25 protein-coding genes are annotated in these 24,380 nt (G+C 38.6%); 12 read left to right on the forward strand and 13 right to left on the reverse strand.

Annotated features, from left to right (window positions below; genetic code table 11):
* Positions 1-109: 109 nt before the first annotated feature.
* The 5 genes from gltS to AOC36_RS11510 all read left to right on the forward strand — a co-directional run bounded on the left by gltS (position 110) and on the right by AOC36_RS11510 (position 5,206).
* Complete coding sequence (gltS, locus tag AOC36_RS11490) at positions 110-1,348, forward strand: sodium/glutamate symporter (RefSeq protein ID WP_067634453.1); 1,239 nt, start codon at positions 110-112, stop codon at positions 1,346-1,348.
* 27 nt (positions 1,349-1,375) lie between these two features.
* Positions 1,376-2,272: a glutamate formimidoyltransferase gene (ftcD, locus tag AOC36_RS11495; RefSeq protein WP_067634455.1), complete on the forward strand. Its 897-nt coding sequence runs from the start codon at positions 1,376-1,378 to the stop codon at positions 2,270-2,272.
* A gap of 14 nt (positions 2,273-2,286) precedes the next feature.
* On the forward strand, positions 2,287-2,913 hold the full coding sequence (locus AOC36_RS11500) for a cyclodeaminase/cyclohydrolase family protein (RefSeq protein ID WP_067634457.1): 627 nt from the start codon (positions 2,287-2,289) through the stop codon (positions 2,911-2,913).
* Positions 2,913-3,461, forward strand: a complete 549-nt coding sequence (locus AOC36_RS11505; protein ID WP_067634459.1) for a HutD family protein — start codon at positions 2,913-2,915, stop codon at positions 3,459-3,461. The genes AOC36_RS11500 and AOC36_RS11505 overlap by 1 nt, the downstream gene beginning before the upstream one ends.
* A gap of 74 nt (positions 3,462-3,535) precedes the next feature.
* Positions 3,536-5,206, forward strand: a complete 1,671-nt coding sequence (locus tag AOC36_RS11510) for a formate--tetrahydrofolate ligase (RefSeq protein ID WP_067634461.1) — start codon at positions 3,536-3,538, stop codon at positions 5,204-5,206.
* Between the two features lie 25 nt (positions 5,207-5,231).
* Here AOC36_RS11510 and AOC36_RS11515 read toward each other — a convergent pair whose 3' ends face one another.
* From AOC36_RS11515 to AOC36_RS11525, 3 genes are all read right to left on the reverse strand, one after another.
* On the reverse strand, positions 5,232-6,080 hold the full coding sequence (locus AOC36_RS11515) for a helix-turn-helix domain-containing protein (protein ID WP_067634463.1): 849 nt from the start codon (positions 6,078-6,080) through the stop codon (positions 5,232-5,234).
* Positions 6,077-6,949: a transglutaminase domain-containing protein gene (locus AOC36_RS11520; protein ID WP_067634465.1), complete on the reverse strand. Its 873-nt coding sequence runs from the start codon at positions 6,947-6,949 to the stop codon at positions 6,077-6,079. Before AOC36_RS11520 ends, AOC36_RS11515 begins: the two co-directional genes overlap by 4 nt.
* Positions 6,950-7,068: 119 nt before the next feature.
* Positions 7,069-7,815: a class I SAM-dependent methyltransferase gene (locus AOC36_RS11525; protein ID WP_067634467.1), complete on the reverse strand. Its 747-nt coding sequence runs from the start codon at positions 7,813-7,815 to the stop codon at positions 7,069-7,071.
* A 365-nt stretch (positions 7,816-8,180) separates the two neighbouring features.
* Between AOC36_RS11525 and AOC36_RS11530 the strand changes: the two genes are divergently transcribed.
* From AOC36_RS11530 to AOC36_RS11560, 7 genes are all read left to right on the forward strand, one after another.
* Entirely contained in the window at positions 8,181-9,476 is a 1,296-nt protein-coding gene (locus AOC36_RS11530; protein ID WP_067634469.1) for a PTS sugar transporter subunit IIC, read from the forward strand.
* A gap of 65 nt (positions 9,477-9,541) precedes the next feature.
* Complete coding sequence (locus tag AOC36_RS11535) at positions 9,542-9,805, forward strand: hypothetical protein (RefSeq protein ID WP_067634471.1); 264 nt, start codon at positions 9,542-9,544, stop codon at positions 9,803-9,805.
* A 1-nt stretch (position 9,806) separates the two neighbouring features.
* Positions 9,807-10,895 (forward strand): DUF871 domain-containing protein, encoded by a 1,089-nt coding sequence (locus tag AOC36_RS11540; protein WP_067634473.1) that lies wholly within the window; start codon positions 9,807-9,809, stop codon positions 10,893-10,895.
* A 4-nt stretch (positions 10,896-10,899) separates the two neighbouring features.
* On the forward strand, positions 10,900-12,015 hold the full coding sequence (locus tag AOC36_RS11545; RefSeq protein ID WP_067634475.1) for an amidohydrolase/deacetylase family metallohydrolase: 1,116 nt from the start codon (positions 10,900-10,902) through the stop codon (positions 12,013-12,015).
* Positions 12,012-13,094, forward strand: a complete 1,083-nt coding sequence (locus AOC36_RS11550; RefSeq protein WP_067634477.1) for a DgaE family pyridoxal phosphate-dependent ammonia lyase — start codon at positions 12,012-12,014, stop codon at positions 13,092-13,094. Before AOC36_RS11545 ends, AOC36_RS11550 begins: the two co-directional genes overlap by 4 nt.
* Positions 13,091-13,831 carry a 2-dehydro-3-deoxy-phosphogluconate aldolase gene (gene dagF / locus AOC36_RS11555; RefSeq protein WP_067634479.1) on the forward strand — a complete coding sequence of 247 codons (741 nt, stop codon included), beginning with the start codon at positions 13,091-13,093 and terminating at the stop codon, positions 13,829-13,831. Before AOC36_RS11550 ends, dagF begins: the two co-directional genes overlap by 4 nt.
* 1 nt (position 13,832) lies before the next feature.
* Positions 13,833-14,825, forward strand: coding sequence for a sugar kinase (locus AOC36_RS11560; RefSeq protein ID WP_067634482.1), 993 nt, complete (start codon positions 13,833-13,835; stop codon positions 14,823-14,825).
* Between the two features lie 189 nt (positions 14,826-15,014).
* Here the strand turns inward: AOC36_RS11560 and AOC36_RS11565 are convergent, their stop codons facing one another.
* The 10 genes from AOC36_RS11565 to AOC36_RS11610 all read right to left on the reverse strand — a co-directional run bounded on the left by AOC36_RS11565 (position 15,015) and on the right by AOC36_RS11610 (position 24,347).
* Positions 15,015-15,707, reverse strand: a complete 693-nt coding sequence (locus AOC36_RS11565; protein ID WP_067634484.1) for a GntR family transcriptional regulator — start codon at positions 15,705-15,707, stop codon at positions 15,015-15,017.
* A gap of 471 nt (positions 15,708-16,178) precedes the next feature.
* Complete coding sequence (locus AOC36_RS11570; RefSeq protein WP_067634486.1) at positions 16,179-16,790, reverse strand: V-type ATP synthase subunit D; 612 nt, start codon at positions 16,788-16,790, stop codon at positions 16,179-16,181.
* A 1-nt stretch (position 16,791) separates the two neighbouring features.
* On the reverse strand, positions 16,792-18,204 hold the full coding sequence (locus AOC36_RS11575) for a V-type ATP synthase subunit B (RefSeq protein WP_067634488.1): 1,413 nt from the start codon (positions 18,202-18,204) through the stop codon (positions 16,792-16,794).
* Between the two features lie 13 nt (positions 18,205-18,217).
* Positions 18,218-19,942 carry a V-type ATP synthase subunit A gene (locus AOC36_RS11580; protein ID WP_067634490.1) on the reverse strand — a complete coding sequence of 575 codons (1,725 nt, stop codon included), beginning with the start codon at positions 19,940-19,942 and terminating at the stop codon, positions 18,218-18,220.
* 4 nt (positions 19,943-19,946) lie between these two features.
* On the reverse strand, positions 19,947-20,501 hold the full coding sequence (locus AOC36_RS11585) for a hypothetical protein (RefSeq protein WP_067634492.1): 555 nt from the start codon (positions 20,499-20,501) through the stop codon (positions 19,947-19,949).
* On the reverse strand, positions 20,501-20,809 hold the full coding sequence (locus tag AOC36_RS11590; protein ID WP_067634494.1) for a V-type ATP synthase subunit F: 309 nt from the start codon (positions 20,807-20,809) through the stop codon (positions 20,501-20,503). Before AOC36_RS11590 ends, AOC36_RS11585 begins: the two co-directional genes overlap by 1 nt.
* On the reverse strand, positions 20,806-21,243 hold the full coding sequence (locus AOC36_RS11595; RefSeq protein ID WP_067634496.1) for an ATP synthase subunit C: 438 nt from the start codon (positions 21,241-21,243) through the stop codon (positions 20,806-20,808). The genes AOC36_RS11590 and AOC36_RS11595 overlap by 4 nt, the downstream gene beginning before the upstream one ends.
* Positions 21,244-21,254: 11 nt before the next feature.
* Positions 21,255-23,039, reverse strand: coding sequence for a V-type ATP synthase subunit I (locus tag AOC36_RS11600; protein ID WP_067634498.1), 1,785 nt, complete (start codon positions 23,037-23,039; stop codon positions 21,255-21,257).
* Positions 23,036-24,040 carry a V0D/AC39 family V-type ATPase subunit gene (locus AOC36_RS11605; RefSeq protein WP_067634500.1) on the reverse strand — a complete coding sequence of 335 codons (1,005 nt, stop codon included), beginning with the start codon at positions 24,038-24,040 and terminating at the stop codon, positions 23,036-23,038. The genes AOC36_RS11600 and AOC36_RS11605 overlap by 4 nt, the downstream gene beginning before the upstream one ends.
* Positions 24,033-24,347, reverse strand: coding sequence for a hypothetical protein (locus AOC36_RS11610; RefSeq protein ID WP_067634502.1), 315 nt, complete (start codon positions 24,345-24,347; stop codon positions 24,033-24,035). Before AOC36_RS11610 ends, AOC36_RS11605 begins: the two co-directional genes overlap by 8 nt.
* Positions 24,348-24,380 lie beyond the last annotated feature (33 nt).

The following is a 24,380-nucleotide window of genomic DNA, read 5'->3' on the forward strand; positions in this document are numbered from 1 at the left end:
CTATAAACACAGGGGGACACCGTTAGTTATAAATGACACATATGTCACGTGTTCTTTTGTGAGCAGTCAAAAGAAAGGAGAAGTGACATATTTGTCACGCGTATGATTCATGAAATTTGAAACAATTGACGGGCTCTTAACAATCCAATTGGGTCTAGTTGAAACAACGATGTTAGCCGGAGCGCTCCTTATGTTGGGATATGCTTTACGTCATAAGATTCATTTTTTGGAGAAATTCTGTATTCCTGCACCTGTAATTGGAGGTCTGATTTTTGCCTTAGTTGCATGGGGACTTCGAAGTTTTAATATAATAGCCTTTAGCTTGGACACGACACTTCAGACACCCTTCATGATTGCCTTCTTTGCATGTGTAGGGTTTAGTGGTAGTTTCGCCTTGCTCAAGCGGGGAGGAAAAGCACTCATTATTTTCTTATTCATCTGTTTTGGAATGGCAATTGTTCAAAATATTGTGGGAGTATCCCTCGCGAAACTGATGAATATTAATCCATTGCTTGGCGTAATGGCTGGAGCTGTATCCTTAACAGGAGGGCATGGTAACGCAGCAGCATTTGGTCCTTCAGCAGAGAGCTTAGGCGCTGTGGGTGCTGAGGCAGTTGCAGTTGCTGCAGCAACCTATGGCTTAATTGCAGGATCATTAAGTGGGGGTCCAATTGGGCGATATTTAATTGATCGCTACAAACCACCAATCAAAACCAGTGATGATGCTTTGTTTACTGAAGAAAACACGAATACAAAGGCAGAAAAGCAAATGATTGATGCGTTTACTCTAATGAAATATATGACCTTTGTCGGTGTCTTTATGGTTATTGGAAATCTCGCAGTAAATTGGGTTGCGAGTTTAAATATCAAAAACTTTGCACTGCCAGCTTATGTTGGTGCGATGTTTGCTGCGATAATCTTCAGGAATCTAAATGATACTTTTAAGCTTATGGACTTTCGGGAAGATGCCATTGATCTCATCAAAGAAGTTGGCCTTGGATTCTTCCTAACTATGGCAATTATGACCTTACGTATTTGGGATCTTGCATCGCTTGCTGGCCCCCTTATCATTATCTTGCTGGTTCAAACAGTCGTTGTATTATTTGTGATACGGTTTATTGTTTGGCCTGCGATGGGTAAAGACTACGATGCAGCTGTCATTGCTGCTGGTTTCTCTGGTGTCGGTTTAGGTGTTACCGCAACGGGTGTTGCAAGTATGAGTTCTGTTACAGAACACTTTAATCAACCATCACCAAAAGCTTTAATCATTGTACCATTGTGTAATGCAGTGTTTATCGACATTGTCGCCATTCCTGCAATCCTTTGGTTCTTACAAACATTTGCATAAATTATTAAAATATAAAAGGAGAAAATTATGTCAAAATTAATCGAATGCATTCCTAACTTTAGTGAAGGACGCGATCAAACAATTATCAATGCGCTTGTTGATACCGCAACAAGTATCAAAGGCGTTACCTTACTGGATCACTCATCTGATGAAAGTCACAATCGCAGTGTATTCACACTTGTGGGAACACCTGAGGGTATTGAGGAAGCAGCTTTTGAATTGTGCAAGAAAGCATCTGAACTTATTGATATGAGAAAACACACGGGTGAACACCCACGTATGGGAGCGACTGACGTCATCCCCTTTGTTCCAGTAAAAAACGCAACCGCAAAGGACTGTGTTGAAATCTCGATTAATGTCGCAAAACGCATCTCAGAGTCATTAGGAATTCCTACATTCCTCTATGAAGATTCCGCAACACGTCCTGAACGTAAGAATCTTGCGAAAGTACGTAAGGGCCAATTTGAAGGAATGCCTGAGAAGTTGCTTGAAGAAGATTGGGCACCAGACTTTGGTGAACGAAAGATTCATGAAACAGCGGGTGTCACAGCCGTTGGAGGTAGAATGCCACTGGTAGCATTCAATGTGAACTTGAACACCAGCGACATCAATATTGCGAATAAGATTGCGAAGAAAATACGTGGATCAAGTGGTGGTTACACATACATTAAAGGAATCGGCGTGATGCTTGAAGATCGTAACATAGCACAAGTATCCATGAATCTTGTGAACTACGAAAAAAATGCAATGTATGTTGCCTTTGAAACAATTAAGTTTGAAGCGAAACGCTATGGTGTCGAAATCCTTGGTAGTGAAGTTATTGGATTAACACCGATGAAAGCATTAATTGACTGTGCAGAATATTATCTTCAAATTGAAGACTTTGATTATGCAAAACAAGTCTTAGAAAACCACATATTATAAAGGAGCTATACACAATGAAACTTGTTGATTTAACCCTAAAAGACTTTACGTCTGAACTTGCTTCCAGTTCGCCTGCACCAGGCGGCGGTAGTGCTGCAGCTTTATCTGGATCAATAGGTGTATCCTTAGTGAGTATGGTCGGAACTTTGACTTTAGGTTCTAAGAAATATGCTCAACACCATGACGCTACACAAGGACTGATAGACCAAGCAGATGCATCCCGTTTGGAGTTTCTACGGATTGTTGATGCAGATACAGAATCCTTTAATATCGTAAGTGATGCCTTTAAATTACCTAAAGAAACACCTGAAGATAAAGCAGCGCGTTCTGTTGCAATCCAAGCAGGTTTGAAGCAATGCACATTAACCCCTTATCAAATCCTTGAACAAGCGCTTGTTGGGATGAAACTGATTGAAGCCATGCTCGAAGGATTTAATACGAGTGCATCGAGTGACTTAGGTGTTGCTGCGCTTCACCTTCACACTGCAGCATATGGAGGGTGGTATAATATTTTAATCAACTTGTCATCCATTAAAGATCAAGCGTTTGTGGATGACTATACGACGAAAGGAACATACCTTCTAGAAACCATTGATACGCTACATCAACAGATTCTGGATAAAGTTGCTTCTTATTTATAATGGATATCATTTCAATTGACACACTGCAAACTACATCATGGTCTGGTGGGATTACACATCAGATAGCGATTTATCCAAGTGACGCAGTATTCGCTCATCATGATTTTATTTACAGAGTTTCAAGTGCAGAGGTAGAGTTGGACGAATCCAACTTTACCTCCTTTAAAAAGTACACACGATACATCATTTCACTCAATAACCCACTAAAGATTTCCCATAATAAGGGTGGCCACATTGAATTAGATCCGCTTCAGGTACATCGTTTTAGCGGAGATGTTGAAACAACCGCTTATGGGAAATGTAGCGACTTTAACTTGATTATACAAAATGGCCTCCTTGGATCAATTGGTGTATTACGCCATGACCTTCAAGAAATACCATCGGGGCATACGATTATCTATGCGTATGATGAGCGGGTTTATTTAGAAGTAAATGGTGAAAGTCGAATCATCGAAAAGCATAAAGCACTCCTCATTCGAAGTAAAGAACCAATTAAAGTGGGATTCCTTAGTTCTCGTGCTGTATATGCAAACATTCAAATTAATTAAATTAACGAAAAAGAAAGGGATATGGTGATGAGTCAAATTCTGATCAACATCATCATACTAGGAGTTTTAAGTTTATGTCGTATCTCAGTGATATAGAAATCGTTCAACAAGCACATCTTAAACCAATAGTTGAGGTTGCCATGAAGTTGAATGTAGAAGAATCCTTGTATTATTATGGGAAGTATAAAGCAAAACTGAACATCCATCATCTCGAAGATAAGGAACCTTCAGGAAAACTCGTCTTGGTTACTGCGATTAATCCAACACCTGCAGGCGAGGGGAAAACCACAACCTCAATTGGCCTTGGTGATGCACTTAATCGACTGGGTAAGAAAACAATTATTGCCTTAAGAGAACCTTCTTTAGGTCCCGTATTTGGTGTGAAGGGCGGTGCCGCAGGAGGCGGGTATGCACAAGTTGTTCCAATGGAAGATATCAACCTGCATTTCACGGGCGATTTTCATGCAATCGGTGCTGCAAATAATTTGCTCGCAGCTTTAATCGATAATCACATCTATCAAGGAAACGCACTTAACATTGATCCTCGTAGAGTCACATGGCGCCGTGTTGTTGATATGAACGATCGTCAACTTCGAAATATTGTGGATGGGTTAGGTGGTAAAACAAATGGCGAACCACGAGAAGATGGGTTTGACATTACCGTTGCCTCTGAAGTGATGGCTGTCCTTTGTCTTGCGAAAAATATTACAGACTTAAAAGAACGATTGGGTCGTATGGTTGTGGGTTATAATCGAAATGATGAACCGATTACTGCAAAAGACTTAAACGCACAGGGTGCTATGGCAGCCTTACTCAAAGAAGCAATCAAACCAAACCTTGTTCAGACACTCGAAGGAAATGCAGCCTTAATTCATGGAGGGCCTTTCGCAAACATAGCGCATGGATGTAATTCATTGATTGCAACTCAAACTGCACTTAAACTTGCGGATTATGTCATCACAGAAGCTGGATTTGGCGCAGACTTAGGTGCGGAAAAGTTTATTGATATTAAGTGTCGCAGTCTTAATAAATCGCCAGATGCAGTTGTACTTGTTGCTACTGTACGCGCCTTAAAAATGCATGGGGGACAAAAGAAGGCTGATCTTGAAACAAAGAATCTTGACGCATTAGAAAAGGGAATTCCAAATCTATTACGTCACATTGAAAGCATAACTCAATGCTTTGGACTCCCAGTTGTTGTTGCGATTAATAAATTCCCAACAGATCATGAAGCGGAACTTCAACTTATTCGTGATAAATGTCGTTTGCACAATGTCAATGTTGCACTTTCTGATGTATGGGCAAAGGGTGGAAAAGGGGGAGAAGCACTTGCAAAAGAAGTGATTAATCTTGTTGAACACGGTGTTCCTCATTTCAATTACGCTTATGAATTAGAAGATTCAATCGAGACTAAAATTGAAAAGATTGTTACTAGAATATATGGCGGCTCTTCTGTTAGCTATACCGCGAAGGCTCGAAAAACCATCAAGAAACTTACGGAACTTGGCTATCATACCTTGCCAATCTGTATGGCAAAGACACAGTATTCACTCTCTGATGATGCAAAACGCATTGGTCGCCCTGAAGGCTTTGATATCACAATTCGTGATGTAAAGGTATCGGCAGGCGCTGGCTTTATTGTGGTCTTAACTGGAGAAATCATGACCATGCCTGGACTTCCTAAAGTACCATCAGCAAACAGTATTGATATTGATGAAGATGGTAAAATAAGTGGACTCTTCTAGTTATACCTTAAAAAACGCAAGCACTTTACACTTGCGTTTTTTCTATATCCAACCCCTCATTTTCTATTGGAATCCATAGCTCAGCATAGGAGTTCTTTCCATTGAAACAATAATACTCAAGGTCGTATTGAAAACGTCTTTTATAGTGTGTTTCTTGAAGCCACACCGAGTAAATTGCATCCCAGGTTTTTTGCACGTTCTCAACGATCGGATTCACCACCTTAAAAACTGCATAATATGATGCTTCAAGATGAAGTCCGGGTTTATTAGGATCCATAATCTCTAGATTCCCAATGATATAGGTAAAATCATGAGTTTCACTTAACATACAGACACCCACAGCATTACACATTGGTTCGTGGTTGGTTTTGAGGTACTCACTCCATAGCTTTGGAATGACTTGATAACTCTTCGTCTCAATATGAACCGGGGATCCTTCAACTGTGAGCGCAGGTATAAATTCAATTGTTGGAAACAAACCATCAGCGTGAATCAAATAGCGGTTAATCACATTCTCTAAACTTAAAGGGGCTCTGAGTTCATAAAAGTTTTGATTCTTTCGCATCATCGAAGGACTCTCACCATAAAGTTTTTCAAAAGCTCGGCTAAATGCTTCTCGTGAACTATAACCATAGTGTATTGCGATGTCGATAATGGGGCTTGAATTACTGATTAGGTCCCTTGCAGCCTCAGTCATGATACGCTTTCGAATGTAATCTCTAAGAGAATCTCCAACACAATAACGAAAAATACGATGAAAGTGATAAAGAGAGTATCCTGCGTTTGAGGCAATTGCATTTAAATCAATGCTCTCATTTAAGTTCGCTTCAATCGTATCTAAAGCGTGTTTTATTGTGTTAATAAGATCATTCATACTGACTCCTGAAATCCATTATAAATTACACTCAAATCACTCGGTGCTTTTATACGCGGGTTGTTTTTTATATGTTCAATCAATATTTGAGGGTTTTTGTCCACCTGTAAAATGGCATGTGCAAGTGTATCCATACTTTCATAATCTGCATCATTCCATTGATCAATCGGCAAGTTTTTATACCCTTCCCAATAATCCCATGGATACAATGGCATTTTCAACAAAGCATTCGCGTCTAGGATTAGGTTGCATGCTAAGTATTCATAGCCCCAATAAGTATAAATCCCAAATTTGCTGGGATCATAGTTTCCGTGTCTACAACCTAACCATGCTTCAGCAGCATTTATAAAGCGTGGAGCAGGCACGTTGTTTGAATCAAAATCACAGTTCAACTCTTCTCTTTGAAGTTCATCCAATTGGACATCAACCATCACCCATCGTTGCTCTTTATCATTATAAGTCTCAAGGACCCAATGGTCGATGAATAAACCCTCTTCTAGGTAATCTGCAAAGCCACATCTTGGTCGTGCAGCGATTCCTACTTCACGACACAGTGCTGTTGCGATGACTGAAAAGTCACGACAAATCCCAAGGATTCTTTGATTTGGTAATAATGGTGTTGAGATGGAGTTAATCCCTTTTGCATGTAACACCTTAAGTTTTTCTTCGACACTTCTTAAATAGATTTCTGCTTCTTGTTTTTGTGTTGGCGTCACATGATATCGTTTAGCCCAATGGCGGTGAAGGCAGATATTTTGAGTCAATCTAACTATTTCCTCAAGACTTTGAGGGTATATGCTGATCATAAACCGCATTGACTTTGGGTCTGTCATGATGCCATGTTTGGTATAATCAATGGTTGATTTCATCTTAATCCCTTCTTTCTCAACTCCATTATATGCAATACAACACAAGAAGGCATGATAGTTTGTGCTAATACGATGATACCAGCTTGTAAAGAAGCTAAAGCATAGGATACTTATGCATTTTAGTCCCCGTGTTCTTTCTTATTTTTTGTAGCCTTAATCAGTAACATCATAGGACGTTTTAGTTCGTACATCATGCCATCAATGTCCAAAGCATCCTTAGAAGGTTCTGCCTCAACTAAAGCATCGATGGTCATTCCTGTATTAATGAGTCCGTTCACAATTTGAGTGAGTGTATGATGATACTTCTCAATGGTATGACCAAGGAATTGAGTGCTTCTTAGCCCTGGTTCATAGTAACGATCAACTGGCCATACATCTGGGGTCCCATCCTCTTTGTAAATCCATTCTTGATTCACACCACTCGTGTATGTTGGGTGTTCAATGTTCAGCAGGAATATTCCGTTTGGCTTCAGTGTCTTGGCAATATTTCGATAGACTTCATCTAGATCGTCGATATAGTGAAGTGCTAAGTTTGATAATACCAAATCATATGTTTCAAAAGGATACGCATAATCCATAATACCAATTACTTTATACGCTATTTTTTCATCTGCATTTCGAGTCAAAGCTTCCTGAATCATTTTTTCACTATGATCAATTGCAACTACAGTCTTAGCGCCTTGTTCAACCATATACTTTGCATGCCAGCCATAGCCACACCCTAAATCAAGGATACACATATCCTTTACATCTGGAAACATTTCCTTAAACTGAACCCATTCACCTGCACCGCTTAGTCCTTCTTTACTCCGTGTCATGGACTTATAAGCATTAAAGAAGGTGGGGTTGTTATAGTTGTTTTTCATGTTAGTCCTCACTTATTCATATACAGACCCATTATACAACAGTTTTTACTTATATTGTTTTTTATCGATATATTAACGAAGCCATCACGCACTCTGGGGTTATTACCTTTTACCTGTACTGATATTTTGCTTTGTTCCTTACTTCTGCGAGTCTGTTTCAATTTATGATTAATCTAGATCTATAGTATTTCAGTGAAATACATCTTATTTTTTGTAATAAACGATTGATGTTCAACCATATCAATATGAATTTCGATACTTAAAATGTCCAAAATAAAATTCTGCTATAAAATAATCTGAAAACCTTTACATTATGACATCATGATGTTATGATGTCTGCATATCCATTATACAAGGAGGAGACCATGGAGAAATTTATGCAATTTTTGGAAGAACGCATTATGCCTTCCGCAACAAAAATTAGTACTCAACGCCATATGGCTGCAATTAGAAAGGGGATTGTAGCTACATTACCATTGACTATTGTAGGGTCATTTTTTACAATTTTACTTAATGTTCCTATTGATTCTATCGCAGCAATGCTTGCACCTTATGCTTCTGTAATCGATATTCCTTTCCGTTATACGGTTGGAATTCTATCATTGTATTGCTCATTTACAATCGCTGCAACTTTAGGCGAATCCTATAAGTTGAATACAATAACTTCTGGAATGTTAGGAACTTTAGCCTTTCTAATTACTACAGTTACTCCAACACGCGTTACTGAAGCCGTTGACGGTGTGATTGCTTCTGGACGATATATTAACATTGCAAACTTAAGCTCTCAATCATTATTTTCTGCAATCTTAACTGCAATTCTCGCTGTGGAAATCTACAATTTTATGCAAAAGAAGAATTTTACATTGAAAATTCCTGATGGTGTTCCGCCAGAAGTTTCTAACTCTTTCATTGCACTTATTCCAACTGCCGTTATCATACTTTTATTCTGGTTTGTTCGTTATTTCTTCAATCTTAATATCAACGAACTATTAACCACTGCTTTAACACCACTAAAAGGAATTCTAGCAGGAAACAGCCTACTCGGTGGCTTACTGACTGTTCTACTAATTTGTGTTTTCTGGGTTCTTGGTATTCACGGACCTGCAATCCTAGGACCAATCATTCGTCCATTCTGGGATATGTCAATTGCTGAAAACATGGAAGCATTTGCTGCTGGAGTTTCTGCAAACGCGCTTCCAAACATCTTCACTGAGCAATTCCTTCAATGGTTTGTTTGGATTGGTGGAGCTGGTGCAACACTCGCATTAACATTATTATTCTTAAGATCAAAATCTACCTACTTTAAGAAATTAGGAAAACTTTCATTCTTACCCGGTCTGTTCAACATCAATGAACCAATGATATTTGGTGCTCCTATCGTTATGAATCCAATCCTTGCGATTCCATTCATCGTTGCGCCATTGGTTACAACAACGCTCTCTTATGTATTAACAATTACTAATATTGTTCCGATGATGATGGCTCGATTACCATTTACAGTAATTTCACCTATCGCTGCATGGATGAGTACAGATTGGAGCATTACTGCTGGTGCATTAGTTATCGTAAACTTTATTATTTCTGTAGCAATCTATTATCCATTCTTTAAAGTTGCTGAAAAGCAACAACTTGCTAAGGAACTAGAAGGCAATAACTCATAATCTACAATATATTTTGAAAGGAGACGTACGAGGGACATAATTAGGTGTTCCTCGTATAATTATTTATGACACTCTATGAATTATTAACACTTGTTTGCATCTTTATCCTTTGTCAAATTACAGCTCGCAATAAACTGTTAGTCAATCAAATTAAGGATTATTCTTTGCTTAAGTTATCATTGATAAGCTTAGGTTTAATTGCAATCACAATAATTATTACAATCATCGCTCATTTATCACTATGGCTTGTAGTTGGGATGACACTCTTTACTGCCATAATTACAATTAATCAATATAATGCATCGTTAGAAAACGCAAGGAGGATGTGAGATGAAACGAAGACTTGGTATTTCTATTTACCCCGACCACAGCAATATTGAAGCAGATATGGCTTATTTGGACACTGCTTCTCACCTTGGTTTTTCTCGACTGTTTGCAAGCATGCTTGAAGTTTCTGGAAGCAAAGAAGAGACGGCTGCTAAGTTTAAAACAATTCTTAAGTATGCAAAAGACAAAGGGTTTGAAGTAATCCTTGATGTTGCACCGAACATCTTTGAGCAATTGCAGATTTCCTATGATGATCTTAGCTTTTTTAAGGAACTTCATGCGGATGGAATTCGTCTCGATGTTGGATTTGATGGCAATAAAGAAGCTTTATTGACATACAATGAATATGGCCTTATTATTGAATTGAACATGAGTAATGATGTTGCTTATCTTGATAACATTCTGACCTACCAAGCCAATAAGCCATTCTTATATGGATGCCATAACTTCTACCCTCAGTCAGGCACTGGGTTAGATTATGATTTCTTTGTGAACTGTTCAAAACGGTTTAAACGTCACGGACTACGAACTGCTGCATTTATCACTTCAAGTACTGCTACTTTAGGTCCTTGGAATATCAATGATGGGCTTCCAACTCTAGAGCTTCACCGAAGTTTACCGATTGATGTACAAGCTAAGCATCTCTTTGCAACAGGACTCATCGATGATGTGATTATTGGAAACGCATATGCAAGTGATGAAGAACTTGAATCCCTAAGCAAAGTCAATCGTTACCAATTAAGTCTTAGAGTCGATGTTAATGAACGTAATAATGAAGTTGAGAATGACATTATCACGCACAACCAACATCAACGTCGGGGGGATATTTCAAGTTCTTTAATTCGTTCAACAGAGGTTCGTAAAAAGTATGCCCATAGTCCAAATTCATTGCATTCAAATGAAGATCCTTTCCAATTTGGAGATGTTGTTATTGGCAATGATTGCTTTGGAAAATACAAAAACGAATTGCAAATTGTGTTGCAACCTCATACAGATCCCCGCAAGAACAAAGTAGGACAGATTCTTGAGGAAGAGAAGTTTTTACTGAAATACATCAGTCCTTGGAGTAAATTTAGATTAGAAAAATTGTGATATTATGCTCGATATACTTATTAAAAATGCCGTCTTAACAGACGGAAGTAAAATTGATATAGGCGTAAAGAATGGTAAGATTGTTGCGCTTGACACCCTGCTTAACTTAAATGCAGTTCAGACATTCGTGATGGAATCTGGGTCGTACATCAGTGCGGGTTGGATCGATGACCATGTCCATTGCAATCCGACGATGGATATCTATTATGATGAACCCGATCTCATTGGTGTACACTCTGGAGTTTGTACAGTAATTGATGCTGGGTCCTGCGGATATTCGAATGTTGACGCTTTTTTTCAATGTGTAAAGAATGCTAAAACAAATGTCTACGCCTTACTCAACATCTCAGATATTGGGCTGATTAGACAAGACGAACTCTCTGATTTATCATTGATTCAAATTGATCATATAAAAGAGAAGTTTAATATGTACCCCGATTTTCTACTTGGAATTAAAGCACGAATGAGTCAAAGTGTTGTTGGTGATAACGGTATTCAACCTTTAGTGATGGCAAAGAAGATTCAAAAAGAACTCGGTGATATTCCGTTAATGGTTCACATTGGGTCTGCACCACCACCTCTTGAAGACATCATGCCGTTATTAGATCATCATGATATGGTTACCCATTGTTTCAATGGTAAAGCGAATTCAATCATTGATTCTGATATGCATATTAAGTCTTGTGTCTTATGTGCTCAAAAACGTGGAGTGGCATTTGATTTAGGCCATGGAACTGCGAGTTTTGACTTTAACGTTGCACGGCACTGTTTAAATCTCGGATTTAAATGCTGTACAATTAGTACAGATATCTATCACCGAAACCGTGTTAGCGGACCTGTGATGAGTTTTGCAGTCACATTAAGTAAGATGTTACACCTTGGTTATTCTTTAGAGGAAATCATTGATAAAGTTACCAGGGTGCCTGCAGAGTTCTTTAAGATCCAAAATAAAGGGAAAATAGAAATCGGATATGACGCTGATTTCACAATCTTCGAAGTCAAAGACACACAATTTGAAGCAATTGATTCTTCAGGAAATCGTGAAATCATTCATAAATTAATTCAACCCCGTCACGTAATTGTAGGTGGTGTGATGATCGATATGGAGGAGATTCAATGAACGAACTTAATTTAACGCGTGTAATTAATGCAAGTGGTAAAATGTCGATACTGGGTGTTTCAAAGGTTCAAAAGACTGCAATCGAAGCACAACAATACGGTGCTCAAAACTTCTTTGTGATCGAAGAACTTATTGAGAAAACTGGCAGTCAACTCAGTCAATTAACCGGGTACCCTGCAGCAACAATCGTTGCAAGTGCTTCATCAGGGATTGCACTCTGTGTTGCAGGGTGTATCGCTAAAGATAATGACCACGCATTGTTACACCCTTATGATCCAACCCTAACAAAACGTGAAGTTGTTATTATGAAAGGCCATAACGTTGATTATGGTGCCCCAGTTCAAACAATGATTGAACTGGGGGGAGGGGTTGTTGTTGAAGCTGGCTATGCGAATGGATGTACTGCATCGCATGTTAAAGCATGCTTGAATGAAAACACCTGTGCTTTGATGTATGTTGTCAGCCATCATACTGTTCAAAAAAGTATGTTATCTCTTGAAGATATGATTCAAATTAGCAAAGCATCAAACGTACCCCTTATTGTGGATGCTGCAGCTGAAGAAGCACTTACACAATATGTCAATCAAGCGATTGATTGTGTGATCTTTAGTGGCGCAAAAGCCATTGAAGGCCCAAGTTCTGGACTTGTATTTGGAAGTGTTCAGGCAATCGACTGGGTGCGACGTCAAAGCAAGGGAATTGGCCGTGCAATGAAAATTGGAAAAGAAAACATTCTCGGTCTCTATCAAGCAACTAAAACCTACTTAAGTGAAGGAAACGAATCTGGCGCATCCATGATTGAACGTATTGAACCTTGGCTAAAAGATATGAAGGCACTTGGTATCAATGCATCAATCACTCAAGATGGAGCAGGCCGCGATATCTATCGTTTAAAAATAATAGTAGAGGATGCACCTTCATTAATTTCTTCGATGAAACAACAAAACCCTGCTGTTTATACCCGTGAGTACTATGCAAATCAAGGGATCATCGAGTTTGATGTTAGAGCACTAAATCAAGACGATATGCGTATCATCACACAATATATCGAATCATTTATGAAAGGAAACCACCCATGAGAACAAAACCAAATTTCTATAATAACCGAGTAGCACTTAATGTGCTTGCGAATACTCTTGAAAATGCTGTTGAATGCTATGAGGCAGCAGAACACCACGCAATTATTGGACTATTATCTTCGAACTATGAAACAGATGAACTTGCGATTGAAGATTTTAAACGTTATCAAAGTGCATTAGACAACGCCATTTCAATTGGTTTAGGTGCCGGCAATCCAAATCAAAGCAATATGGTCGCAAGACTTAGTGGTGCACTGAAACCACAACATGTCAATCAAGTATTTACTGGCATTGGTAATACCCGTGGAAGACTTGGGGATGCGGATACATACATTAACGGTCTTGTTTCACCTACTGGAACTGTTGGATTTGTTAATATTGGGACTGGACCAATCAGCTCTAAAAACGATCCTGTTGTTGTCAGTGTCCAAGGGGCCATCGATTTGCTGAAAGATATGGGTGCTAATACCATTAAGTATTTCCCAATGAAAGGTCTTGCACATCTTGATGAATACCGCGAAGTATGTCGACTTTGTGCACAAAATGACTTTGGACTTGAACCTACAGGTGGTATCGATCTCGATAACTTTGAAATCCTCTTGCAAATTGCTCTTGATGCAAATGTAAAAGAAATCATTCCGCATGTGTACAGCTCAATCATTGACCCAACAACAAATAACACCCGCGTTGAAGATGTGAAAACATTATTTGGAATCATTAAAAAGCTGGTAAAATAACATGAGAATTGTTGCATTTGGCGAAACAATGCTTCGCTTATCAACTCAAAATAACAAAGCCTTATCTCAATCACAAGCACTTGATATGTTGTTTTGTGGAACGGGAGTAAACTTGTTAAGAAACCTGTATCAGTTTGGTCATGAAGTTTCTCTTATTTCTTCAGTCCCTGATAATGATATTGGAATCGCTGCGCTTTCAAATCTAAGAATGCTTGGCATTAATGAACAAGCAGTCACGAAATCTGGCAATCATATTGGAATCTACTTTCTAGAACCAGGACATGGTTTAAGACCAAGTAAAGTCACTTATATGAACCGAAGTTTCTCAAGCTTTAATACCTATCAGTTTACACAAGAAGAATTAAGACAAGCACTTTCAGGTGCTGATCTTGTCCATATCTGCGGTATTTCGTGCCAAACTTCCGTGATTAGTAGAAACAATGCTTTATTGGTTGCTTCATTATGTGAATCGATGAGTATTAAACTCTGCTTTGATTTTAATTTCCGTCAATCCTTAATGGATCCAAATGAATATGATACGGTTCTTGATGCCTTCAAATATATTCTTAAACGCAGTACAATCGTTTTTGGGAGTGTCCTTGATTTAGAAAAGACACTACAAATTGAAGGTTCTACTTTTGAAGAACGCACGTTAAACTTCATGAATCAATACACGGTCGATGTATTCTCTGGAACACTCAAAACTTTAGATCACAACGATCAGTTAGTTATTAAAGGGTTTTTGTGCAAGGATTCTGTCTTCAAGTCCGGAAAACCCATAGCCGTAGATGTTTTGGATGCGATTGGAACCGGTGATGCCTATGCATCTGGAATTATCAGTGGATTACAATCCGGATGGCCGATTCAAGAAGTAATTGATTTCGCTACACGATGCTGTGCAGTAGCCTATACAACGGTTGGTGATTACTTGAATGTCACCCAAGAAGAAATACTACGCATGAACCCTTCAAAAGCTCAACGTGTCTTGCGATAATAGCGCATTACTTTTATTCGTCACTTTACACGTTTTCCTTAATATCAATGACTCAATCTATGCAAAAGAAACACCCCTTAGATTCAATGTGAATTTAAGGAATGTTTCTTTTTTTGGTTTGATTTGCTACAAACGATAATGTACGAGTTACAGATTTAATGATTGCATTGATTGGTAGGCGTGTATATGTTAAATCTCATATTCTACTTTATAGGGTAAAACCTCTGTATTATAATAACCGCGAGAAATCTCTATAATATTTCCATCTTCATCTATGGTGCTGCGTACACGTCGCAATACACTTGAAACATTTAAAACATCTTTGATTTCAGCCGAAACAACCTCAACATTAAAATCATCTTCGAATTTCATCACAGTGTGCCCTTTGGCATCCAACCAGCGATACAAGGAATTCTCTTCAATCTTCCGTTTTGCAGTTTCTAAATCTTCATTAAAACAAGGAAAATAGTGTACAAAATATACATAGGGTTTCTGGTCTAGATAATAGATTCTTTTCATGCACAGTGCGGTAGACCCAATTGCTTCAAGAATGCTCGCATCTTGTATCTCATGATCAACTTCCAATGATATAATTTTCTTTTCGAGTTGGTGGTTTCGTTCAAGAATTGATGAAAAGGAGGTTGCTTTTGAAAGTTTGTTAAACAATCGATTGCTCACAACGACTGTCCCAATACCTCGTTTCTTATCTATAAATCCTTCTCCGACAAGCTCTTCGATCGCTTTACGTACAGTGATCTTGCTTACTTCAAACATAGCCTCCAATTCGTTCTCTGTTGGCAAGAAAGAATTCACAGGATAAACACCGTCTAAAATGTCTTGTTTAATTTGATTTGCAATCTCAGCATACAACAATTTCTTCATAGTAAATACTCCTTGATATGTCGATTATATTCTACTGACAATGATAATATAATAATGTCTTAAAAGCAACTTTATCCCGCTTTCGTATGTAAATGAAATTACCGCATATTTAGCTAAAGATAACGTTCAAAGAGTAGTTCAAACTCACACGTGAAGCATTATTTTATGACCAAGAGACACCTGTTTTCGTACCCTTTTTAATGGATTCGATTGCACCTGATACTGTATTTGGTTTTCTTCTGATTTGTCCTGGCATAAACATTTCGTGTTTTATATGCGTGACCTTAAACCAAACTGTTTACAAATTGATGAACATCATACATTGAGCTACATTTTTAATAATCGTAGGAAGGACCACGCGTATGTCAATTAATTGTGGATTAGTTGAAGTTTTATACCAATTATACATTCCTCTTTTTCTCATACGAATTTAAAAAAGGTTCGAATTAATGATTCGAACCTCTTCTGTTACTATCTTCGATCTGTCTGGCTCTTCACCAATTTCATTCGAATAAAATCTTCACGTTCTTTTTCTTCGAGCGCTTCAGATATCATTTTTATTTCTGATTCAAGATTTGGAATTACGATATAAGCAAGTGCATTCGCACGTTTACGGCTTTTCTCTATTGCTTTCGCAAGTCGATACATGCCGTTATCGAGTTCCGCTAATTTTACTGTATAGCTTTTCACAATGTTGAATCGCATAAACGCTTCATCTAAGTGACTGTCTGTACCTTGAACCCTGAATTGAGGCTCGTTACTGATTGTTTTGTTTAAGTGAACCTTAGGTATCTCAATCCCCATAACAGAGCGGTATACGATTTCTACACCGTCGTCTACGGTTACTTGACTTGCAATGGCGCGCGTTGTAAAAGAACCGATTGAAATATTGGCATTTTGTAATGAATAGTACGCATCATCATATGCCTCATCAATAACAGTTCGTAGTGTTTTAACATCATCCATCATTTGTGATAACTCTTGCATTAGAATCACACGCTTACGGTCCATGAGGTCATATCCCAATTTCGCAAGCCTTAATGATTCCCTACTGGCTATGAGGTTGCTTTTGGTAATGAGCATATTAGTGTCCTACTTCTAACGATTCAAAATATGTTTTAGCACGAGATGGGTCATAGTGCGCATCTAAGAGTTCATCGCTGAGTCGATCTAAGTCATGACGTGGAAGTAGGGAGACAAGAAGCCAACCTAAATCAAGTGTATCATCTACAAATCGGTTTGTTTTCGAACCTTGTCCTACAAAGACTTGTTCAAACATACGACCAAACTCAAGATAGTTTTGATCTTCTTTACTAAGTTCATCTAGCCCGATAACAGATGCAAGATTTCTTACGTCAATTACACGCGCATATGATGCGAATAGTTGTGATGAAACATCTTGGTGGTCTTCACGTGTCAATCCTTTCCCAATACCATCTTTCATCAAACGAGAAAGGGATGGGAGTACGTTGATTGGTGGATAAATACCTTGTTGTGTCATATTACGATCCAATACGATTTGTCCCTCAGTTATGTATCCTGTTAAGTCAGGAATCGGGTGAGAGATATCGTCATTTGGCATGGTAAGAATTGGAATTTGAGTCAATGACCCTGTACTTCCTTCAACACAACCTGCACGTTCATACATACTTGCAAGGTCTGAATAGAGGTATCCAGGATACCCTTTACGACCTGGGATTTCACCTTTTGATGCACTGTATTCACGAAGCGCTTCACAATAGGTTGTCATATCTGACATCACTACAAGAATGTTCATGTTTTTTTCAAAAGCTAGGTATTCAGCTGCAGTTAATGCGAAACGTGGTGTTAAAATACGTTCGATAATTGGGTCATTTGCCATGTTTAAGAACATAACAACGTGGTCCATAACGCCGCTTTCCATAAATGCTTTCTTAAAGAATGCTGCCACATCATGTTTTACACCCATTGCAGCAAACACAATCCCAAATGATTCGTTTTCATCATGAAGACGTGCTTGGCGGACAATTTGAGCCGCAAGTTCATTATGGGGTAACCCTGAACCTGAAAAGATTGGAAGCTTTTGTCCACGAATAAGTGTATTGAGACCATCAATGGCACTGACTCCTGTGTTGATGTAGTTTCGTGGATAAATCCGTGATACAGGGTTCATAACACGCCCGTTAATGTCTTGGGTACGTTCAACATAGATTGGTCCTTGGCCGTCAATTACTTGGCCAGACCCATTAAAACTACGTCCTAGAATTGCTTCTGAAAGTCCCATTTCAATTGGACGTCCGGTAAACTTAGTTTGTGTATTTGTTCGTGACATCCCTTCAGTTTGTCCAAAGACTTGGATCAGAACCTTGTCACCTTTTATTTCAATAATACGTCCGAGTTGTTGTGAACCATCTTCATCATACAGTTCAACAAGTTCATCGAAAGACGCATCTTCAATACCTTCAAGCGCTACAAGTGGGCCGTTGATATTGGATAAACCTTGATATAAAGTACGCATCAATATCTCCTCCTTATGCGATTGATCTTAATTGAGTATTCACAAAATCATAATACTCTTCAAATTTAGATAAGTCTTCGTCAACGTTGTATTTTAACCCAATTATCTTATCAAAGATATGTGTTTCCACAATTGCTGACATCGTTTTCTTTTCTTTTAATATTTTTTGACACTCATCATACGTATATGAAATGAGTTTTAGCATTGCAGTTTGTTTTTCCAATGATACGGAACTATCAAACTTATGGAACGCATTTTGTTGGAGATAACCAACACGAACTACACGTGCCATCTCAAGGGTTAGTTTTTGTTGATCCGCAAGAACATCTTGTCCAATCAACTTCACAATTTCCATCAAACGGTTTTCTTCATTAAGAATTGATAAAATACGTTGACGGTTGATAAGGAACTCTTCTCCAAGGTGTGAATCAAACCATGAGTTTAATTGACTTAAGTATTCACTGTAACTTTGGTTATAGTTGATTGAAGGGAAGTGACGGATATACGCAAGGTTTTTATCCAACGCCCAGAAACAACCAATAAACCGTTTTGTGTTTTGAGTAACTGGTTCTGAGAAGTCAGCACCTTGTGGTGAAATCGCACCAACAATACTGATTGAACCGATTGAATCATTTAAGTTTTTTACAAATGAACTTCTTTCATAGAATGCAGCAAGACGTGATGCAAGGTATGCAGGGAAGCCTTCTTCAGCTGGCATTTCTTCCAAACGACCGGATAACTCACGAAGTGCTTCTGCCCAACGTGATGTTGAGTCCGCCATAAGGGCCACATGGTACCCCATATCACGATAATACTCAGCAAAGGTTATTCCTGTATAAATGGATGCTTCACGCGCAGCAACTGGCATGTTTGACGTATTTGCAATCAGAATGGTCCGTTCGAGTAAGGTTCTTCCTGTTTTAGGGTCCACCAACTCACCAAATTCTTCAAGTACTTGAGCCATTTCATTACCACGTTCACCACAACCAATGTACACGATAATATCCGCATCACACCATTTTGCAAGTTGGTGTTGAAGCATTGTTTTCCCAGCACCAAATCCACCAGGGATTGCAGCGCTCCCACCTTTTACAATTGGGAATAAGGTATCAATGACACGTTGTCCTGTAATGAGGGGTTCTTTGGCGTCAATGCGTTCTTTCACAGGGCGTTCGTGACGAATTGGCCATGTGTTTACTAATGTTTGTGTTTCGCCGCTTTCATAACTCACCACAATATCTTGAGTTGTATAGGATTTGTTTTCACAATCAGATGCGATAATACCATCATGTTGTGCCATCACGCGGTGTTCAATTGCGCCTGTTTCAAAGAAAGTTGCAAGGATTGCACCTTTTGAAACATAGTCGCCTTTTTTAACTTTAAAGGTAAGGTCCCATCCGATAGTAGCATCAAGTGTTGGTACATCTTGACCGACTTCTAGATACGATCCAAATTTCTTTTCAATTTGTTTAAGGGGTCGTCCAATCCCATCAAAGATATTTCCAAGTAGCCCTGGGCCCAAGTCAACACTTAATGGCGTGCCGGTGTGAACAATTTCTTCACCCACTCGCATTGAGGTTGTTGATTCATAGACTTGGATTGTCGCAAAGTCTTCATCGATTCCAATGACTTCTCCCATGAGTTTGTTTTTACCAACAAACACCATTTCTTGCATCATGAAGTCGTTAACGTCTTTACTCTTGATGATTGGTCCATTTATCCAATATATTTGACTCATCTCATCACTCCTGTCCATCAATATTTAGTGTATTAGAAAAGGAATCAAATACTTCTTTGAATGCAGTTTCTAATGTAAAATCAATAATTCGAGATCCATCCACTACTTTAAATCCACCCAGTGGAATGGTCGCAACTTTCGTATCAACATCTTTAAAATGCACAACATCTTCAGCGCGTACATAATACGTGCCCGACTTTGGTGCTTTTGATTTTGCTAATTCGAGATATCCGACATATTCAGGGGTATTGAGCATTGTGGTAAGTCGCTTGCGTGTTTTATCACGAAGGACATTGATTTGTTCAGTTTTTACTTCACGAAGGGCAGTGCGAACTTTCCATTTTTGCTCAGAACTGTAATGCTTGTGATCCTGTTTTGAGTCGCCTTCTTTTCTCTCTAATTTTTTTTGAAGCATTTCTGCTTGATATTCGTCGTATTCCACCAATTGTCTACTCAAACTTTGTTTAAAGTTATCGATATAAACTTCAGTGTCCTCATGTTCATGAGCAGCGATACGACTGATTATCTCTTCAGTAATGCGTGCTTTTTCACCAGCCATTATGTCACCTTCCCAACTATCTTCCGGATTGTCTCATCGAGCATCGATTGCACTTCATGAGAATGATGTCGGTCTGATATTTCAACAATCAGAGGCTTTTTAAGTTCTAGCTTCAATTCCATCAAGTGATCTCGATCTAAATCAAACGCTTGGGTTGTCATTAATACGATCCCAATTTCTGGATTGTTTAAAACATCATCAAGTACAGTCTTGAGTGTGCCTTCGTCGTGGACTATTGCACCATCAATTCCGCCAAGCCGCATCCCCATTAATGTATCGACGTTGTCGCTAATGAGGAAGATTTTCATAAACGAATTACGATTAAGATAGCGACTAATAGACCATAGATCGCAACACCTTCTGCCAAGGCAACGAAGATCATAGCCTTACCAAATGTGTCACTTTTCTCAGCTAATGCACCAATAGCAGCAGGCGCAGCGTGTGCAACGGCAATCCCAGCACCAAGTGCTGAACATCCAACAGCGATTGAAGCTGCGATAAATCCTAACCCTTGTGCAATACTTCCTACGAATGCTGAATCAACAGCTGTTTCAGTATCAGCATATGCTGTTGTGCTAAATAGGAATACTCCAACACATGAAGCAAAGAATAATGCGATTTGTAATTTTACACGGAACGCTCCATTTTCAACAGTTGTTTTACCTTGGAAAACTGGAACAAGTGGTAATGTAATAAGTGCGATAAGGACTAAAGGTCCTACGAATTGTAATACTGTAAACATTGAATTTCCTCCTAAAGTGTTTTGTATTCAACGCCGCCACTCTCGTAATAACGGCTAAACATTTCATAATATTCAAGACGTAATGCTTGGATACCTACAATTAGTCCTTCAAGTCCAATAACTAAGATGTTCCCGAAGATGAGAACAAGTGGACCTGCTGTTCCTGCAAGTACTCGAAGTTCCATAACTACCGTCATCATCCCAACGTGACTGAGGATAAATCCACCCACACGTAAGAATGACAATGTATTTGCCATAAAACTCAACAGCACTTCAAACAATTCAAAGAAGCTTTCTGTAATGTATCCACCCCAACCATCTTCTGGTTTGAGTTTCTTTCTTTGAATTGCATTGTGAATTGGAACATGGAACATAATTGATAATAGTGGTAATCCTACACAGAGGATTAAGAGCGGTGTTGTAAAGATGTTCACTTTATATACTAGATTTAGAACAGCTCCTACAACTAAATAAACATAGAACACGATACCACAAACTCCGTTTTGAGAAAGGATTGCAGATGCGTATCGTTTTTGTTTCATCAAGATTAATACATTCATAAGCATTGATATTACAATGAGTATTACACCCATCGCAACGGCAGCAATCAGTAAAGGTTGCGTCATGTCATTATCCCCAACATGGATTGGTAATCCAAAGGGACGAAGGAACCCATCTAGAATTGTTTCATCTCCAAACACTGAACCGTAAATGATTCCAAAGAACGCTGAGAACATACCGATGCGCATTAAAACAGCACCAAGTCCCATTCCTTTTTTCTTTAGCATGAACCATCCAACCAATGAAATCACAACTCCTTGCCCAAGGTCCCCAAACATAATCCCAAATAGTAGACTATATGTTATGGCGAAGAAGGTTGTTGGATCAAAGGTTCCATATCGTGGAAGTCCATACATCTCAACAAACGATTCAAACGGTTTAACGGATTTCCGATTGCTTAATTTTGTAGGTGGTGTGAAGTGATAATCACTGTTTTCCACATCTTCAATTTCAAAATCACTAAATTCTTTTTTAAATTCTTCTACTTCATCTTCAGGAACAAAGGCGTTAAATAAGATTGTATCTTCCTCAACACTTACAAATTTCTCGAATTGTTCCATTTTAGAACGCCAAGCCACAAATCCACAGATTTCTCCAAGTGCTTGCTTGCAGTAATCACGAATTTCCTCTTCTTGTTCCATATCTTTTGGAATATCTACAGTTTCAAAGTAGAGCGAACCAAACATCTCTTCAAAGTGCTTATCGTCTTCTTTCATACATAGATACATAATCCAAACATAGTGTTTATTTCGCACTAATTCTGTAAAGATAAATGCCTCATTGTTATAAAGGGTTACCCGTGACAATGCTTCTAGAGGAATTCGTCCAAGGTGAACTGCAATGTATTGAAGTTCTTGACCATGGAGATATTCGTGAAGTTTTGCCAGTGCTTCCTTATCTTCTTTATCTGAAGTTCTTGCTCTTGAGGCAGTGAATTTTTCATACTTGCCTTCAACTTTATCAATTGTGTCCTTGATAACATCCAACTCAACTTCATTAATGTCACTAAGATTTTCAACGAGTCCTAAGTTTAATCCTTTGTCCACTGCATCAATGCGTGTTTTCAATTGAGTATAAACTTGGTCTTGAGCATATTGAAATCCAATCATTTTTGACTTGATTACATCGTTTGCCAAAATTGGGTGGAAATTCTTTTTTGCAACAGCATGAGAAGCTAATTCAAGGTATTGATCTCTAGAACAGCGAACACTCAATAATTTCATTTTTTCAATCATGTTTGTTTCACCTCAAATACCAGTTGTTCTAGAATCGACTGTACATTTCTACGATAACGTACACCTTCGATTATACTGATGATATTTTTTACTTCTATATCCATTAACATCTTATAAGCATAAACAACTGCTTTACTGTCTTGACTGTATCGCATCACTTTCAATGCTTGTTTAAAGCGCATCCGATCGAAGTAGTTCTCAATCGTTGAGCGGTATACTTCTTGAGGAATACCATACTTTTCTTTTACATTCGCGACAAATAAGTTAGGATCCGATTGTTCAACCCAATCCTTTAACTCTTGTTTCTTTAACTTATAAGGGATCCACGTGTAACTTTCTAGCTTCTTAATATAGTTTGGATTATTTGCAATAACCATTCTAAATGCTTCGGCCACACGGGTTAATTCAATGTCAAAGCGGAAGATATCTCTAAATTCTTCACTATCCTTCGCTTCATTTTCATTGACGAGTTTAATATATAAATCGTACAACTTGCTTTCTATTTCCCAAATTGGTGTCCCCTTGTTAACTTCCACGTCAACCGTATGTGCATACGGGCTGCGTGCTATCGTTTTAAGGACTGCTTCAATTGAGTTACAGTTTATAAGATCCGCAACGTTGAATGAGAATGATTGACTGAGTTCTACACTATCACGTGTTGGTTGATAAATTACTCCGTGACTGAGTGAATAGAGCATATCAACAATCAAATTTCGCTCTAAATCCAAAGAAAAAAAAGTCTTCGCCCTGGCAACTTGCTCCATCCGCAAAAGACTCTTGTATTCAAGAGGAACCATCACTCGTATTCTTTGTTCTAAAATGTCTCGGTGTATTTCAAGACTGCGCACGCCTTCCATTACACCTTCATAACGAGGGTGTTTTTCAAAGAACATGGCAACATCTTCAACACGCTTCAAATCGGCCAATTGATGGTAATCAAAGTCTTTTAAATGTAAGCTATACATTGCTCTCGCTTTAGCAATTACCGCTGTATTAGGCATTGCTTAAACTCTCCCTGACTAGACGTTCAACCCACTCATCCGACCTCTCTTCGAATAATTTGATCATTGCTGCTTTCTGTTCTTCGAATTCAGCTTTAAGCGCATTATCCAATGCACCCAGTTCATCTTCTCTTTCTTGATCCATTCGGTTTGATTCGATCTCATAAGCTGCATGATTTGCGTCATCAATATTCTGCTTCGCACTTTCGAATTCTTTATTCAACTCAGCAAGCTTTGTGGTACGTCTTGTCAACGCCTCTTTCGCTTCTTTATCTCTTTGAAGAATTCTTACTATTGAATCATCCATTTCACGCCTCCTATCGCTAACACTAACACTATA

Origin of the sequence: Erysipelothrix larvae, from assembly GCF_001545095.1 — a bacterium.
GTDB classification, from domain to species: Bacteria; Bacillota_I; Bacilli_A; order Erysipelotrichales; family Erysipelotrichaceae; genus Erysipelothrix; species Erysipelothrix larvae.

Coding starts and splice junctions, on each gene's coding strand:
- gltS (WP_067634453.1), top strand. CDS start 110: ATGAAATTTGAAACAATTGACGGGCTCTTAACAATCCAATTGGGTCTA.
- ftcD (WP_067634455.1), top strand. CDS start 1,376: ATGTCAAAATTAATCGAATGCATTCCTAACTTTAGTGAAGGACGCGAT.
- AOC36_RS11500 (WP_067634457.1), top strand. CDS start 2,287: ATGAAACTTGTTGATTTAACCCTAAAAGACTTTACGTCTGAACTTGCT.
- AOC36_RS11505 (WP_067634459.1), top strand. CDS start 2,913: ATGGATATCATTTCAATTGACACACTGCAAACTACATCATGGTCTGGT.
- AOC36_RS11510 (WP_067634461.1), top strand. CDS start 3,536: ATGTCGTATCTCAGTGATATAGAAATCGTTCAACAAGCACATCTTAAA.
- AOC36_RS11515 (WP_067634463.1), bottom strand. CDS start 6,080: ATGAATGATCTTATTAACACAATAAAACACGCTTTAGATACGATTGAA.
- AOC36_RS11520 (WP_067634465.1), bottom strand. CDS start 6,949: ATGAAATCAACCATTGATTATACCAAACATGGCATCATGACAGACCCA.
- AOC36_RS11525 (WP_067634467.1), bottom strand. CDS start 7,815: ATGAAAAACAACTATAACAACCCCACCTTCTTTAATGCTTATAAGTCC.
- AOC36_RS11530 (WP_067634469.1), top strand. CDS start 8,181: ATGGAGAAATTTATGCAATTTTTGGAAGAACGCATTATGCCTTCCGCA.
- AOC36_RS11535 (WP_067634471.1), top strand. CDS start 9,542: ATGACACTCTATGAATTATTAACACTTGTTTGCATCTTTATCCTTTGT.
- AOC36_RS11540 (WP_067634473.1), top strand. CDS start 9,807: ATGAAACGAAGACTTGGTATTTCTATTTACCCCGACCACAGCAATATT.
- AOC36_RS11545 (WP_067634475.1), top strand. CDS start 10,900: ATGCTCGATATACTTATTAAAAATGCCGTCTTAACAGACGGAAGTAAA.
- AOC36_RS11550 (WP_067634477.1), top strand. CDS start 12,012: ATGAACGAACTTAATTTAACGCGTGTAATTAATGCAAGTGGTAAAATG.
- dagF (WP_067634479.1), top strand. CDS start 13,091: ATGAGAACAAAACCAAATTTCTATAATAACCGAGTAGCACTTAATGTG.
- AOC36_RS11560 (WP_067634482.1), top strand. CDS start 13,833: ATGAGAATTGTTGCATTTGGCGAAACAATGCTTCGCTTATCAACTCAA.
- AOC36_RS11565 (WP_067634484.1), bottom strand. CDS start 15,707: ATGAAGAAATTGTTGTATGCTGAGATTGCAAATCAAATTAAACAAGAC.
- AOC36_RS11570 (WP_067634486.1), bottom strand. CDS start 16,790: ATGCTCATTACCAAAAGCAACCTCATAGCCAGTAGGGAATCATTAAGG.
- AOC36_RS11575 (WP_067634488.1), bottom strand. CDS start 18,204: ATGCGTACTTTATATCAAGGTTTATCCAATATCAACGGCCCACTTGTA.
- AOC36_RS11580 (WP_067634490.1), bottom strand. CDS start 19,942: ATGAGTCAAATATATTGGATAAATGGACCAATCATCAAGAGTAAAGAC.
- AOC36_RS11585 (WP_067634492.1), bottom strand. CDS start 20,501: ATGGCTGGTGAAAAAGCACGCATTACTGAAGAGATAATCAGTCGTATC.
- AOC36_RS11590 (WP_067634494.1), bottom strand. CDS start 20,809: ATGAAAATCTTCCTCATTAGCGACAACGTCGATACATTAATGGGGATG.
- AOC36_RS11595 (WP_067634496.1), bottom strand. CDS start 21,243: ATGTTTACAGTATTACAATTCGTAGGACCTTTAGTCCTTATCGCACTT.
- AOC36_RS11600 (WP_067634498.1), bottom strand. CDS start 23,039: ATGATTGAAAAAATGAAATTATTGAGTGTTCGCTGTTCTAGAGATCAA.
- AOC36_RS11605 (WP_067634500.1), bottom strand. CDS start 24,040: ATGCCTAATACAGCGGTAATTGCTAAAGCGAGAGCAATGTATAGCTTA.
- AOC36_RS11610 (WP_067634502.1), bottom strand. CDS start 24,347: ATGGATGATTCAATAGTAAGAATTCTTCAAAGAGATAAAGAAGCGAAA.